Genomic DNA, 14,665 nt, shown 5'->3' on the forward strand with positions numbered 1-14,665 from the left:
ACTTACTGTACGACGGTTTCGGAGTCGTCACTCTTTTTTGCGATTTGTACCGCCATGCCTTTTTGAGGGTACTCCGGCAAGGTAAGTACCAACTTATCACTTTGCTCTAAGCCTTCCCCCACAAGTAAAAACTCACCTTCTGCTCTCAAGACCGTTACCGTCCGAGGTTGAAGTTGATTCTCACCATTCACTACCCATACCGTGCGATTTTTGACTAATTCCTGTGGCAGGCGATAGATATGCTTTAGCTCCTTACCTGTAAAGCTCACTTCAACGTAGGAGCCAAATTTAATTGGAGGCTGCTGATTATCAATACCATATGGGTCCGCGATTTGAATGACCATGTTAATCATTCGGGTAGCGCTATCAATCATGCCTAAATCACGAACCACTCGACCTTCTCTAGTGGTAGAAAACACACCTTGCTGCGTTACTGTCGCAGTGAGCTCACCAATGGATTCGGGTAAAAATGCACTATCAAAACCGGCAATTGGTACGTGCACCTCCGCCACTTCAATGTTGTTTAGCGTGGCAACTCGAGAGCCAGATGTGACAAATTGACCAACACCAATATCACGCTCAACAACCAGCGCATCGTAAGGTGCAACGACTTTGCAATTTTCTAAATCTCTTTTTGCTCGTTTGAGTGCCGCCTGAGCCGACTTCACTTGCGCTTGCGCGCTCAAAACGTGAGGCTTACGTAAATACAGGTCTGTCACTTGCTTATCGCTCAGTCTCTTGGCCTGGCGTTTTGCCACTTCCGCTTTGGCTTGCTCCTCAATCAAGCTCGCACGTGCGCTAGCTAAATTGGCTTCGGCTTGCAAAACCGACGCTTCGTAGTTGTCACTTTCAATCGTGAACAGCACTTCTCCTCGTTTCACGATCCCACCCGTTACAAAATTAGGGTGCCAACTTATCACTTCACCACTGACTTGCGCAGAAAGGTGTGTTTTTTCAAAAGGGACTAACTCACCATGGCTGGTTATCACCACTTTATGATCGGTAGGAAAAAGAGAAGAAGCCTGAACGGTAGGCTCTGTAATGGCATCTTTGGTTGACTCTTTTTCCGGAGCTGTCGCGGCGATTGCGGCATATCCTGCATAAGAGCCACCAACGACAACGAAAGGTAAAAGCCAACGTAATACGGGTTTTGCTAACATCGAAAATCCTTTTTTATTGTTGTTTTCATCACCATGCTTTATTAAATCTTTGACTCCCTGTAAGCATGATGGTGAGGGAATTACATTTGAATAGACGTCAAAGCAGCGCGTACCTTGCTTTTTCGGTTGCTAACTACAGAGTTATTGCCAATTCAAAGTTAATAAAATTAACAAAAAATTAACCAACTTCGCAAGTTGCCCTGACTTAACTCTTCTTTTGAATAGCAAGGGACGTGCCAGGCATTTATTTATTAAAATTCAAATAGTTATTATTACTCAACTATTTTAACCAGTGTGCTATTGGTCATAATCACCAGATATTAGTGATTATGACCAATTCAGACACAATCATAATTAAAATAAATGATTATCTGCGTTCAAAAAGGTGAACTTAATCCCGAGAACATGACAATTCATTGATTAATAGCCCGTTATCCAACCTTGTTGGATGCACGCTGCGGCAACTTAGGTCTATAATTTCTGATAAGTAACACTCTGTAAGACAAGGAAATGTACTTTGTTACATACACTCGCTAAGCTGCTCTTCCCTTCTTTATTCACAATTTTATCGGCATGTTCATCCGTGTCATTGAACGATCCCAGTGAAAAATCCACTAGCTTCCAACTTGGGTATCAAGGTGACTCTGTGCTTGCACAGTACTTTGAAGCTTACGGGAAAGACCCAAAGTCAATCACTGGCTTTTCTCCTTTAAATCAAGGACACGATGCCCTTCTTGCTCGCACCTCTTTGATCGAGTCCGCACAAAAAAGCCTTGATCTTCAATACTATATTTACCGTGGTGACGAAACGAGTCAGCTAATAACGTGGCGCTTGTATGAAGCTGCAAAGCGTGGAGTCCGAGTAAGGCTGTTGCTTGACGATATGCAAAAGCGAAACGACGACGTGATGGCTGCACTCAATGCACATCCTAATATCGAAATCCGCTTATTCAATCCGCATCAGTATCGCGATTCCCGCTGGTTCGCACTTGCTAGCGATTTTGAACGTCTTAATCGTCGTATGCATAATAAGTCTTTGATTGCAGACAGTGTTTCTGCCATTGTCGGGGGTAGGAATATCGGCAATGAGTACTTTTCTTTTGAATCACAGGTCGAATTTGGTGATTTTGATCTACTGCTCTATGGTGAGGCGGTACAACAAACTGCAGATCAGTTCGACCTCTACTGGAATAGCGCCTATGCGATACCAATGGAATGGATAACACCGGACTCACAGCAAATTACCGACCTGGCGATTCAAAAGCAGGTCGACAAACTCCAGCTAGAGGAAAAGTTCTCAACCGGCCGTTATGACTTCACTAAACTGGATATGTACCAAGCTCTCAAACAAGGCAATCTCAAGCTCTACTGGGGAGAAGCAAAAGTATGGTTTGACTTACCCGATAAAGTTGCGACCCGAGAGAGCCAACTTATTGATAATTTAACGGAGCTGGTTAAAAGTGTTGAACATTCATTTGTTCTTATCTCCCCCTATTTCGTCCCAACCGAAGTCGGCACTCAAGCATTGAGTAACGCGGCCAAGCGAGGTGTTGATATCACGATAGTGACCAATAGTCTCGCCTCTAACGACGTGTTTGCCGTGCATGGTTGGTACGCAAAATATCGAACAGACCTGCTCGAAGCTGGGGTCAAGCTATGGGAAGTAAAAGCGAGCGCGAAACTCAAAAGCAAGTGGAGCCTCACGGGGAGCAGCAGAGCAAGTTTACACGCAAAAGCAATGACGATTGATGACAAAACGCTGTTTGTTGGCTCGATGAACTGGGATCCACGTTCAGCCGCTTTGAATACCGAAATGGCCGTTGTTATCGAACAGCCAGAATATGTGCAAATGTTTCTAGAACAACTGCCGAATCAATTGTCGAATAACGCCTATGCCTTAACTCTACGCGACGGAGACATTGTCTGGACTGACATAAAAACAGGCAAAGAATATGATTCTGAACCAGAGGCCGGAGTATGGCGAAAAATGGGCGCTTGGTTCTCCGGCATATTGCCAATTGAAGATCAGCTATAACAATTGCCAATGTTTCAAAACCTCCCCGATAAAGCAATACAAGAATGGACACTAGATTTGGGGAAACACAATAATACAAGGAAGTTCAATGTCAGCACAATGGAACGAGTACTATCAGAAAATTTTAAACCAACCTCACCGCCCAAACGTAGAAAATGCCGTAAACCTACTGAAACTCGAGAGCAAAGTCGCTCTTGATATTGGCTGCGGAATAGGTCGAGACAGTCATTTTCTCCTCGAACAGGGGTTTAACGTTCACGCATTTGATAGCCATGAAGATGCAGTAAAAACTTGTTTAACACGCTTTGAAGGCCACAAGCGTTTCTCAATTTCACAGTGCTGTTTTACTGAGTTTGACTATCCTCAATGCAGCCTGGTTATCGCGAATGCCAGTTTGTTCTTTTGCCCGGACGAAGGCTTTGAGCAAGTTTGGACCAAAATAGACAGTGCCTTACAACCTGGCGGTATCTTTTGCGGTGATTTCTTAGGAGTAAAAGACTCCTGGGTTGCATCAGAAATGCATCCGAACATTACCGCATTAACGAAAAAGGAAGTGGAAAGTTTATTCGAGGATTACGAACTCATTTCATTGAATGAAAGAGATGAAGACGGAACCACGGTAGTCGGAAGCCCAAAACACTGGCACATGTTTAGTGTGACCGCTCGCAAGCGCTAAAAGCTGTCTCTCAAGAAAGCAGCACTTCAAATCAGTGCTGCTATCAGCGATTAATTGACTGGATACACCACCTCAAAACGCTCCAAAACTAGCGTACGTTTCTCATGCCAATCTATGTTCAACTCATCGCATTCAGCGTTAAAAAATGCAGTATGCGCGTCACGCCACCAGTTTAAGGTTCTATCACCTTCGCCTTCTGCGTAGGCAAACTCTGCGGTTACATCCTCATATTTGCATGTGCTGACATCAGTAATTCGTATCACACAAACGGGGTCCCCGTTCCAATTCGTGACGACTTGTAAATGGCCCACTTGTGGCATGCTTTCGCCATGCTCTCGATACCAAAGATCCATACTGCAAGAGGCGGTTTTCTGTCCAATTCGAACCAAATCGGCGCATACGTTGGCGTTGTATTCATCGGCACAATAATAGTCAGCACTAACTGATGGTACGGCTGCTCTTTGTTCTGGTGACAATAATTTTAGATACTGCTCTAAGTAATCCTTAGCTCGCGCGTCCATGCTCACTCCATTAATCATAAATTCGCAAGGAGGATAAAAGATATCACGGCAAATAACCACCAGGAACAAACTGAAAAACAACAAGAATATGACTTTTACGTAGACGACAATTATTTCTTTTGTAATAACTTTGCTAAACGTTTGTGCTATTTGCTATTGTTGCATGGTCTATCTGTACTCTTCTCGTGAAAGGACGTTTTATGCGCTTATTTATTGGTATTTTTTTCTCGCTGATACTTGCCTTGCCGACGATGGCATCGGACGAAAAGTATTCAGAATCGGATCTGTTAGATAGACCATTAATGGAACGCTATATTTTAGATGAGCTAAAAGCACTGCGTCAGGACTATCAGAGCCTAGAAAAACGAATGATCACAGAGATCACCGACCGCGAGCTGACGGTTGCGGATAAATCGTTGAACTATGCCAACGTGACCGTAACCTACTTCTTCTACATCATCGCAGGTGTCGCATCGCTGATCGCCTTTGTAGGCTGGCAATCTCTGCGTGAGTTTAAACACAACACCAAAGAGATGGCGGATAAACGATTAGAAAAGATCGCCCAAGAATACGAGAAGAAATTTGTAGCACTGGAGCGAGATTTAAAACGCAAAACTCGAATTATCAGTGAAAACAATAAAGAAATTGAGAAAATCAACGAGATCCATAACTTATGGTTGCGTGCGCAAAGCTCACAAACACCAGAGCAACGTATTGAAATCTATGATGAGATCTTGCTGATTCGCCCAGGTGATTTAGAAGCGTTGACTTACAAAGCAGACGCCGCGATGGAAATCAACGAATACCACTGGGCACTGAGCATCTGTAACCGCGTACTTGAAGTCGATTACACCAATGGTCCTGCACTGTATCAACGTGCTTGTGCATACTCTCGTCTTGGCATTGAAGAGCAAGCCATTGAAGACTTGGAACGCGCTATTGAATACAGCCCATCTATTCGTGATTTGCTTGCCGAAGAGCGAGACCTCGAATTGCTGCATGGTAACGAGCGCTTTGAAAAGCTCTTACACCTAGCAAACGAATAATGGAATGAACAGCATGAGTAGTCACTTTAACTTAGAAGACGCCAGCCAAGTGTTGGTTGGCGCTTTTGCCCTCGCCGTACCCATCTCTTTTTCTGAAGAGGCGTGGCGACTAGGTGAAAGCTTGCCAATGGCAAACCTGCTCATGCTGTTAAGCCTTTCTGTCATTTTCCTCAGTTTTTTCGCCTATCAAAGCGTGTTCCAAAGCCACATCAAAAATCGCGTATCCATTTTTATTTTTCGTGTGGTTATCGCGTACCTCATTGCGGCCGTTGTGGTGGCGTTAGTTCTTTTCTGTCTTGATAAGCTGCCACTAATGAATGAGCCTTTGGTTGCGATAAAACGGGTCATCGTCATCACAATGCCGGCGTCAATGGGTGCGATTGTGGTGGACAGTTTCGACAAAGAATAGAAATAACACCTACTCTTCTAACGTTAAGTTAGAACCCGAGTGGTCTTTGCCTAACACATCTTCTGGGTTTCGCAGTGCGCAGGTTTCTAACGACAAACACCCGCAGCCAATGCATCCGCCCAAATCGTTTTGCAGGGCTTTGAGCTTTTGAATTTTTTGCTCCAACTGTTCATGCCAATGGCTCGCCATGACTTCCCATTGCTGTTTGTTTGGCGCTTGATGTTTCGGCAGCTCATCTAGCGCATGTTTGATTTCTTCTAACGACAACCCCACTTGCTGCGCCGCTTTAATCACCGCAACACGGCGCAAAACGCTGCGGTGGTAGCGGCGCTGATTGCCTTGATTTCTCCAGCTCGAAATCAGTCCTTTTTGTTCATAAAAATGCAGGGCAGAGACCTTCACTCCGGAACGTTTTGCCACTTCTCCTACGCTGATTTCCATCCTTGACTCCCTGTGTGTCAATTTTGTTAAAAAAATGCTTTACCTCAAGTTTACTTGAGGTTTTAAAGTTGCACCATCTTAATTAACGCTAAACCTAGATGGTCTCGAAATAATGCGTTCGGAATGAACAAGTTGGTCGACAAACACAGCACCGTTATAGGTCAACGTTTTGAAATCCAAAGGGAACTTGAGGCAAACATAATGAAAAATAAAACTCAGCCGTACTTAGCAGGCCGCTTCTTCGACAGTATCTCATCTGGCTTGTTCATGATGGCACTGCCATGGGTCATGCTTTCCGAGCCCAAAATGGGCACATTCGTCGCTTTAGTTTCTCTGAGCTGCACCGCGATTTCTTTTCTGGCAACGCCTTTCTTTTCCACTTTAGTTGACCGACACTCACGAAAAGCACTCCTCGTGCTCAATCAATGGATTCAATCGGGCATGGCTTTGGTGGTGTTCATTGCTTATTGGTTAGGGTTTGAGTCCCACTGGCTGCTGGCTTTTGCGCAATTGGTGTATTGGGTTTCGAGTAACTTTGCATGGACGACCAACAACGCCTTCACCCAAGAAAATTATCAGCATCACGAATACGCAAAAATTTCGGGTCAGCAAGAAATTGTAATGCAATCCACGACCCTAGGAGCTGGTGCGTTGGGTATTGTTTTGCTTGAAATGTGGGGAATGAAAGAGTTTGCTTTGTTTGCAGCCAGCGCATCCGCTTTGGCGGCGATGTTTTATATTCTGACGCCGTATACCCAACAATTAAGGACATCAAAATCTGTCGCTTTCATCGCACAACTCAAAGAGAGCCAACAAATATTCCGTCTCGACCCCCGCTTTTATGGCTTTATTCTGCTCTCTTGTCTCTCTTATCCTGCATTGACGTATTTGAGCAAATTGGTGCCGATTTGGTTTTCTGAACAAGGCATCTCTGGCGATTGGTTTGCAGGGTTCAACATCAGTTTTGGTCTCGGCTCGTTGCTAACTGGTTTCATTGTCACCAAAGTGCTGAGTCGCGCCTCCCATAGCCACATTATGTTTGCTTCGATGGTCATGGTATCTATGGCGTTTATCGGAATGAGTTTTGCGATAAGCCCGTTGACCATCTTATTGTTTACGGCTCTGTTTGGTGTGTTTAACGCGCTAAATCGCATTGCAAGAGTCAACTGGATGCATCACACCGTAGCGGTTCATCAACGTGGTCGTGTTGATGGCGGCATCAGCATGTTTTCCACCACCATTCAAGCTCTCAGTTATGTATTAATCGCGATGTTGAGTCATTACGAGCTAACACAATACGGTTTTGCAATAGCAGCTGTTGTCATGGTGTTAGCAGTGGTATTGATGGGATTACTCAGCCGAGACGTCGAGCCGTTTAACGACCTGCCCCTTCATGCAGCGGCAAAGTGAAGCATAGAAATTGAGAAGTTGAGAAATTGAAAAAGCGAGATAAGAAGATAACCAAAATCGTCTTCCTAATTTTCTACACCAGTACTTTTTTCTCTATCGCTCATCAGCAAGGTTGGGTATTCTGAGGCGACCAACATGAGCAGAAGGAATTCGCAGTGAACTTAAGACAATTGGAAGTCTTTTACGCCATTATGCAAGCAGGAACGGTGTCTGGTGCTGCTCGCTTACTGCACGTTTCCCAACCTAATGTCACTCGAGTTCTCGCCCATACAGAACAACAACTGAGCTTCGCTTTATTTGAGCGTGTAAAGGGTCGTCTCGTTCCAACTCAAGAAGCCAAAGCTTTATTACCAGAGGCAGAAAAAGTCTATCAACAACTCGGACAATTTCGCTCTCTGACCAACAAAGTCAAACAGGGAACTCAACATTTACGAGTCGGTGCCCCGCCTGTTTTGGCCGCACACTTGTTAGCGCCGACTGTCGCGTTGTTGTCGAAAGAGCACGGCATCTCCTTTGAGCTATTAACGGCCAATCGCGATGAGCTGTGCTCTGGGTTGCTGAAACATGAATTGGATGTCGCTATCGCTTTTGGTGAAGAAACACCACCAGCGATCATGGGGCACGTGTTATTGAAAGAAAACTTAGCACTGATCGCTCCTAAAAGCGCAGCGATACCCGCAGAAAAAGTCGTTATTTTAGAAGAGCTTATCAGTCACGATTTACCCATTATCGGTTTAGATAGCCGAGACCCTCTGGGCTTATTGCTGCATCAAACCTTGTCGGCGCGTGACGAGCATTATCAACATGCCATCACCGTACGCAGCTACTCCGCGGCGGCTGAACTGGTGAAACACCAAGCAGGGTTCGCCATTGTAGACCCATGGACTGCAAAACAATATCGCCAAGATGATGCCGTCTCCGTGCATGCTTTGGAGCCAAACATGTCCTTCTCTGTCTCTATTTTATTCGCAGAGCACACACCTCAATCCATTGCGACAAAGCAATTTATCACCGCCCTAAAACAACAGATGGTTTAAAGGTATAACTTGAAGTTATACCTGCCTAACAAATAAGCATTCGGTTTCCTAAATCAGTCTGGCTACATTAATGAGCAATAACGATGACGAAGGGAACCATCATGCAAATTGCTCAACCTTACCTACTCTTTCTTGGCGATGTAACCGATCCACTCGCAGCAAAAACCGCGCGTGGCATATACCAATGGCGACCTGAGATTTGCCTTGGCCAAATCCGCCTGACGCCAGAAACCGTATCGCTTGGTTTAACCGACATGACACTACAACAAGCGCAGCAGCAAGGAGCAAAAACGCTGGTACTTGGCACAGCAAACCCGGGGGGAGTCATTCCCGAAGCTTGGCAAGCAACCTTACTTGAAGCGGCAGAAATGGGATTTGAAATTGCATCGGGCATGCACCAACGTTTGGCGGAATTTGCTCCTCTTGCCGATCTAGAACAACGCGGATTAACCAAACTGTATGATGTTCGCCATTATGATGCCCCGCTCAAGGTCGGCAATGGCAAAGCTCGCGCAGGCAAGCGAGTACTTACTGTAGGAACAGATTGCTCCGTTGGCAAAATGTACTCTGCCCTCGCCATTGAACACACATTAAAGCGTAAAAACTGTCGCGCAGAGTTCAAAGCAACGGGTCAAACTGGAATTCTCATCGCAGGCAGTGGCATTTCGATTGATGCCGTAGTTGCCGATTTTATCTCCGGCGCAGTAGAAGCGATCAGCCCCGACTTCACCGACCACGATTGGGACATCATCGAAGGGCAAGGTTCGTTATTTAACCCTTCGTTTGCTGGCGTAAGTTTGGGCTTACTTCACGGCGCACAAGCGGACGCTCTGGTACTGTGCCATGAGATTGGTCGCCCGCACATCCGCAACTTACCACATGCGAGCTTGCCAACCATTGAACAAACGATAGAAGCGAATCTGGCCGCTGCCCACCTAACAAATCCAAAAGCTCAATTAGTGGGTATTTGCTTAAATACTTCGGCGATCAGCGAAGAAGATGCTGCCCAGTTATGCCAGGATTGGAGCGACAAATATCAGGTGCCCGTCACCGACCCTGTGCGTTTTGGCGTTGATGCGGTTGCAGATAGGCTCCTTACGATTTAGGAAACATTTACGGTTTAGAAAATAACTGCGGTTTAGGGAAAACTAGTGAGATGAAAATTCATGTAGAACCCGTCACGATTGCTATGGCGACACCATTTCGCATCTCTCGCGGCAGTCGGACAGAGTGCCACGTAGTCCGCGTGACAATTGAACATCTGGGCATGATCGCCCAAGGAGAATGCACACCATACCCACGTTATGGTGAATCGGTTGAATCGGTAATTAAGGCGATTTCTCACGCCGCGCATGAACTGCAAAGTTTGTATGCCAAAGGTGACGCTGATGTCATGGCTCTCAAAAGCCAGCTTCAATCATTATTGCCCGCAGGAGCGGCAAGAAATGCGTTGGATTGCGCCCTTTGGCATCTTCTTGCGCTTTTGAACCACAAGCAGCAGGTTCACGACCTCTTTACGTTACCTGAGGCGATTGTGACGGCGATGACGGTTTCTATCGATACGCCGCAAGCGATGGCAAAACAGGCGCAAGCTTACCTTAGCCAAAGCGCAAAACTGCTTAAGGTAAAACTGGATGGTGAACACGTGATTGAGCGCGTTGCAGCAGTGCGTGACGCCGCACCGCACACGCAAATTGTCTTAGATGCGAATGAAGCATGGCAAAACCTCGACCTCGCTACGGTATTTGCTCAACTCCAACCGTTTAATATCACCATGATCGAGCAACCGTTGCCACAAGACTGCGACGACGTACTCGCCAGCATTCCGCACCCCATTCCACTTTGCGCCGATGAAAGTTGTCACACCAAAGAGCAATTACATCAGCTTGTTGGCAAATATGAAATGGTGAACATTAAGCTAGATAAAACGGGCGGGCTCACAGAAGCACTATTACTGGCCGACGACGCCCAAAAACTCGGTTTTAGCCTCATGTCCGGTTGTATGTTGGGGACGTCGCTGGCAATGCGGGCTGCGTTACCTATTGCTGCTCAGGCGAGCGTTGTCGATCTTGATGGCCCGGTGTTGCTCGGACGAGATGTAACGCCGAGCTTAGTTTATCGCGACGGCGAAATCGTTCTTTCCAAATAGCCTAAATAATCCCGAGGTTTTGATCGAAAAGTCAGAACCTCTGAGTTTATGATCTCGATTAAAAAACAATCAGCTCCATCATGAAATAAGTCACATAAATTATACGGTTATTACGGCATGCTAAGATTACAGTAGTCCAAGAAGGTGGTCTTATGCATCGAGTCATCCGGAAAATGACATGGAAGACGAATAGGCGGTAATCCCGCCCTACTCCAATGCAGTGCGTGGGTTTCTATAGCGACCCACTTCCTAGCAATTCGTAGGTTTTTCACGCCATCTTGCAAGGAGGCTCTATGCCTATCAACAAAATACGCAATATCGCTTTTGTCGGCCAAACCGGGACCGGTAAAACCACGCTGATAGAAAAACAGCTCTTCACCTGCGATGCCACGCACCATTTAGGCAGCGTAGAAAAAGGCGATACCGTTACCGACTTCGACCCTCAATCCATCCAATATCAACACAGTATTGAAGCGACGCCAGTCGCACTGCGCTGGAATAAACATCGGCTCAATATCATCGACACTCCGGGACAAAACGAGTTACTTGGCCGTACGATCAGCGTCTTTCCTGCCGTTGAAACATCCGCCCTTGTCATCGACCCTCAAACCCCACTAAACCAAACTTCCGATCGCTTATTCACCTTTGCTAAAGAGCAGCAAAAATGTCAGATGATCATCATCAATAAGCTCGATAACCACGGTAGTCAGTTAGAAAGATTGATGGAGAACATCGTTGAGCATTTTGGGGACCACTGCTTGCCGATCAACTTACCTTCGGCTGACGGGGAATCTGTAGTTGACTGCTATTTCGAACCAGAATTGGGACGAGAAACCTTACTTGCAACGGTAGATGAAGCTCATGAGACCTTAATTGACCAAGTTATCGAAGTCGATGAAGAACTGATGGAACTGTATCTGGAACAAGGCTCCGAACTCACCGCGGAGCAACTGCATGATCCGTTTGAAGAAGCACTGAGAACTGGACATGTGATTCCAGTCTGTTTTGTCTCAGCACAAACCGGCGCGGGCGTCGAGCTTCTGCTTCGTACCTTGGCGGAGATCATGCCTATGCCAAACGAAGGTAACCCTCCTCTATTGGAAAAGAACGGCAAAAAAATCAAAGTAAATTGCGAAACCTTAGAGCACACCGTCGCACACGTGTACAAAGTCAGCGTCGACCCATATATGGGAAAACTTGCCTACTTACGTGTGTATCAGGGTGAAATCAATGCGGGCAGCCAGCTTTATATTGGCGAAAGCAACAAGGCATTTAAAGTTGGGCACTTATATCAACTGCAGGGCAAAGATAGAACCGAGATCCCTCGTGCGCTTGCAGGCGACTTCTGCGTTTTAGCCAAAGTGGATGATCTCGAATTCGATTCAATCGTTCATGACTCTCACGAAGAAGATGGTGTTCAGCTCAAGACGTTAGACCTTCCTGACTCCATGTATTCTTTGTGCTTGAAGCCTCTTAAGCGTGGAGATGAGCAAAAATTAGGCGATGTACTGAATAAAATCGCCAGCGAAGATCCTTCGCTGCGCATCGAACATCGCGCTCGCACCAACGAAACCATCATCAGCGGCCAAGGGGAATTTCACCTCAAAGTCGCATTAGAAAAGATGGCGAACGTGTACAAGCTGGACGTCGAAACCTGCCAACCAAGCGTCGAATACTTTGAAACCATCACCAAACCTGCCGAAGGGCATTATCGACACAAAAAACAAAGTGGCGGTGCAGGCCAGTTTGGTGAAGTGCAATTGAAGGTTCGTCCACTCGAACGTGGCGCCGGATTTAAGTTCATTAACAAAGTGGTGGGTGGCGCCATTCCAACCGCGCTCATTCCTGCTGTTGAAAAAGGTATTTTGCAAGCACTCGAAGAAGGGGCGATTTCTGGCAACCCAATCAAGGATGTGGAAGTCACCGTTTATGACGGTAAATATCACTCTGTCGATTCAAAAGAAATTGCGTTTGTCATCGCAGGTAAGAAAGCCTTTTTAGACGCGATCAACAACGCTGATCCTATTGTGTTAGAGCCCATTGTCCAAATGGAGTTACACGTCCCAACCACAAACGTCGGTGACGTGTCTGGGGATTTGTCAGGTAATCGAGGATTAATAGAAGGCACCGAACCGATTGATAGCCAATTCACGTTGTTGAAAGCCAAATCGCCAGTAAACGAGTTGCAAGATTACGCTCGTCGATTGCGAGCTATCACGGGTGGTGAAGGCAGTTTTAGTATGACTTTAAGCCATTACGAGCCCGCGCCACCAGCAGTGCAAAAACAAGTCTGCCAAGGCAGTGCTCAACAAGGTTAATTCCCTAAGGTTCAAATCAATCACATAAATAAAAAAGCGCCCTCATTTCGAGGGCGCTTTTAGGTAAATTAAAATTTATTTATCGAGAGACAAACCGATCTGACTGATTTTATTTTCAAACTCTTCGATGCTGTTCGCTTTGTAAGTCGGAGCACCGTTAAAGTAGCGCGGTTTCTCTGGCAGCATCGCATTTTTCAGCTCTTGTTCTTGATCGACATTGTCATGATAAACCGTTACACGATTTGGAATATCCTGCTTTATTACAGCCATATTGGTTCTCCTTGTTTAAATCGAATATTAAGCGTAGAACGTGGTTAACGATGCGTAAAAGCCACTGTGTAAAATTTAGACACCAGCGACAATTTTATACTCAAACCATTGCATTATTTTGTTTCAATGTTCTCTTTAAGTATTCTTGGAGCACACACCTTTCGCGTTTAAGGTAAGTGAAGATTCCACCATCAAAAGACAGGATGTCTCATGTCAAAGCAAGAGCTTAACCAGATGGGCAGTGCCAAAGTTTATCTGGTAGAAAAACACGGCATTTCATTCATTGAAAAGCAACAGGTAGAACAGGTTGAGGTCGCTTTTTATCAACACCAGGCTAAACCATTCAATGAACTTGACATTCTTGTACCTGAGCTCATTGATTACGATCACCAACAAAATACGTTACGAATCGAGTATATCCCGCACTCTGTCAATCAAGAATTCCTGCTTGAAGAGCCGCGCGTGATAGAACAACTAGCTAAAATACATAGACTATCTCCGACATCAAATGGTGTTTATCATCCTCATCAGTGGGCACAACCAGCCACTTCCCAAGCTTTAAGCACGCTCAAACTAGACGCAAAAACAGAGCGGTTCTTTTATCAGCTACAAGAGCAATCCGGCCCGCTTTTCAACGCCAAAAATTTGATCTCTGGAGACACCAATGCCGGGAACTGGGGGCGACGAGATAATGGCGATTTGGTGCTGTTCGACTGGGAACGTTTTTCGACAGGGCATATCGCGATAGATTTAGCGCCACTAGTCAAAGGCATGGGCACATTCGAAGATTATCTTGGTGTGGCGCATACCTATACCAAGACGGCAAAGCAAGGCGATGCGAGTAATTTAGCAAGAACGATTGCAATAGCTAAAACGTGGATGGTGGTAGAAGTGGTGAATATACTGGTCTCGAGACAGAACCCTCAGACCAGTAAATACATTGACTGGTTTAAACAAACCTTACCGAAATGGGCAAAAGATCTTAGCGCTCAGATGACGAATTAGGTTCGGATATTTGATACAAACGTCTTTCAGGCTCTGCACAAGAGGTTTCACAATTGCACACCTTATCAACACCGACATTATTCAATCCGCCACAACTCCCTTGAATACGCTTGTTGTGGAAAATGACGCCAAGCGACATCAACAAAATGATTGCGAGAAAACCAAGAAAGGTAAATAACCAAACCATA

The 14,665-nt window shown here is 45.7% G+C and carries 15 protein-coding genes; 10 read left to right on the forward strand and 5 right to left on the reverse strand.

Features of this window, described 5'->3' with window-relative positions; translation table 11 throughout:
- Positions 1–2: 2 nt before the first annotated feature.
- The gene (locus D8S93_RS12020; protein WP_006741362.1) at positions 3–1,160 is read right to left on the reverse strand and encodes an efflux RND transporter periplasmic adaptor subunit; all 1,158 of its coding nucleotides are present in this window, start codon (positions 1,158–1,160) and stop codon (positions 3–5) included.
- 517 nt (positions 1,161–1,677) lie between these two features.
- Here D8S93_RS12020 and D8S93_RS12025 point away from each other — a divergent pair.
- Together D8S93_RS12025 and D8S93_RS12030 are read left to right on the forward strand one after the other, a co-directional pair.
- On the forward strand, positions 1,678–3,195 hold the full coding sequence (locus D8S93_RS12025) for a phospholipase D family protein (RefSeq protein WP_046873810.1): 1,518 nt from the start codon (positions 1,678–1,680) through the stop codon (positions 3,193–3,195).
- Positions 3,196–3,283: 88 nt separating this feature from the next.
- The gene (locus tag D8S93_RS12030; RefSeq protein ID WP_005392683.1) at positions 3,284–3,871 is read left to right on the forward strand and encodes a class I SAM-dependent methyltransferase; all 588 of its coding nucleotides are present in this window, start codon (positions 3,284–3,286) and stop codon (positions 3,869–3,871) included.
- 50 nt (positions 3,872–3,921) lie between these two features.
- On the opposite strand, the gene D8S93_RS12035 is transcribed toward D8S93_RS12030, so the two are convergent.
- The gene (locus D8S93_RS12035; protein ID WP_152813392.1) at positions 3,922–4,392 is read right to left on the reverse strand and encodes an ASCH domain-containing protein; all 471 of its coding nucleotides are present in this window, start codon (positions 4,390–4,392) and stop codon (positions 3,922–3,924) included.
- A gap of 200 nt (positions 4,393–4,592) precedes the next feature.
- Here D8S93_RS12035 and D8S93_RS12040 point away from each other — a divergent pair, with 200 nt between their 5' ends.
- Together D8S93_RS12040 and D8S93_RS12045 are read left to right on the forward strand one after the other, a co-directional pair.
- The gene (locus tag D8S93_RS12040; RefSeq protein WP_005392681.1) at positions 4,593–5,438 is read left to right on the forward strand and encodes a tetratricopeptide repeat protein; all 846 of its coding nucleotides are present in this window, start codon (positions 4,593–4,595) and stop codon (positions 5,436–5,438) included.
- Between the two features lie 13 nt (positions 5,439–5,451).
- The gene (locus D8S93_RS12045; protein ID WP_005373896.1) at positions 5,452–5,847 is read left to right on the forward strand and encodes a DUF2391 family protein; all 396 of its coding nucleotides are present in this window, start codon (positions 5,452–5,454) and stop codon (positions 5,845–5,847) included.
- A 9-nt stretch (positions 5,848–5,856) separates the two neighbouring features.
- Here D8S93_RS12045 and soxR read toward each other — a convergent pair whose 3' ends face one another.
- Complete coding sequence (gene soxR / locus D8S93_RS12050; RefSeq protein ID WP_005392679.1) at positions 5,857–6,288, reverse strand: redox-sensitive transcriptional activator SoxR; 432 nt, start codon at positions 6,286–6,288, stop codon at positions 5,857–5,859.
- Positions 6,289–6,489: 201 nt separating this feature from the next.
- On the opposite strand from soxR, the gene D8S93_RS12055 reads away from it, so the two are divergent.
- The 5 genes from D8S93_RS12055 (at position 6,490) to fusA (ending at position 13,202) form a co-directional block, all read left to right on the forward strand.
- Complete coding sequence (locus D8S93_RS12055; RefSeq protein WP_152813394.1) at positions 6,490–7,698, forward strand: MFS transporter; 1,209 nt, start codon at positions 6,490–6,492, stop codon at positions 7,696–7,698.
- A gap of 155 nt (positions 7,699–7,853) precedes the next feature.
- Positions 7,854–8,735 (forward strand): LysR family transcriptional regulator, encoded by an 882-nt coding sequence (locus tag D8S93_RS12065; RefSeq protein ID WP_085343285.1) that lies wholly within the window; start codon positions 7,854–7,856, stop codon positions 8,733–8,735.
- Positions 8,736–8,836: 101 nt separating this feature from the next.
- Positions 8,837–9,841: an N-acetyltransferase DgcN gene (gene dgcN / locus D8S93_RS12070; protein ID WP_152813551.1), complete on the forward strand. Its 1,005-nt coding sequence runs from the start codon at positions 8,837–8,839 to the stop codon at positions 9,839–9,841.
- Between the two features lie 50 nt (positions 9,842–9,891).
- A complete protein-coding gene (gene dgcA, locus D8S93_RS12075) occupies positions 9,892–10,884 on the forward strand; it encodes an N-acetyl-D-Glu racemase DgcA (protein WP_152813396.1) in 993 nt (330 codons plus the stop codon).
- A 293-nt stretch (positions 10,885–11,177) separates the two neighbouring features.
- A complete protein-coding gene (gene fusA / locus D8S93_RS12085; protein ID WP_152813400.1) occupies positions 11,178–13,202 on the forward strand; it encodes an elongation factor G in 2,025 nt (674 codons plus the stop codon).
- Between the two features lie 75 nt (positions 13,203–13,277).
- Here the strand turns inward: fusA and D8S93_RS12090 are convergent, their stop codons facing one another.
- Positions 13,278–13,472 carry a hypothetical protein gene (locus tag D8S93_RS12090; RefSeq protein WP_005392673.1) on the reverse strand — a complete coding sequence of 65 codons (195 nt, stop codon included), beginning with the start codon at positions 13,470–13,472 and terminating at the stop codon, positions 13,278–13,280.
- Between the two features lie 210 nt (positions 13,473–13,682).
- On the opposite strand from D8S93_RS12090, the gene D8S93_RS12095 reads away from it, so the two are divergent.
- Positions 13,683–14,477 (forward strand): phosphotransferase, encoded by a 795-nt coding sequence (locus D8S93_RS12095; protein ID WP_152813402.1) that lies wholly within the window; start codon positions 13,683–13,685, stop codon positions 14,475–14,477.
- On the opposite strand, the gene nqrM is transcribed toward D8S93_RS12095, so the two are convergent.
- Positions 14,455–14,664, reverse strand: a complete 210-nt coding sequence (gene nqrM / locus D8S93_RS12100; protein ID WP_005392671.1) for a (Na+)-NQR maturation NqrM — start codon at positions 14,662–14,664, stop codon at positions 14,455–14,457. The genes D8S93_RS12095 and nqrM overlap by 23 nt on opposite strands.
- Position 14,665 lies beyond the last annotated feature (1 nt).

Source organism: Vibrio sp. VGrn 2, from assembly GCF_009361695.1.
In the GTDB taxonomy this organism is placed as follows: Bacteria; Pseudomonadota; Gammaproteobacteria; order Enterobacterales; family Vibrionaceae; genus Vibrio; species Vibrio diabolicus.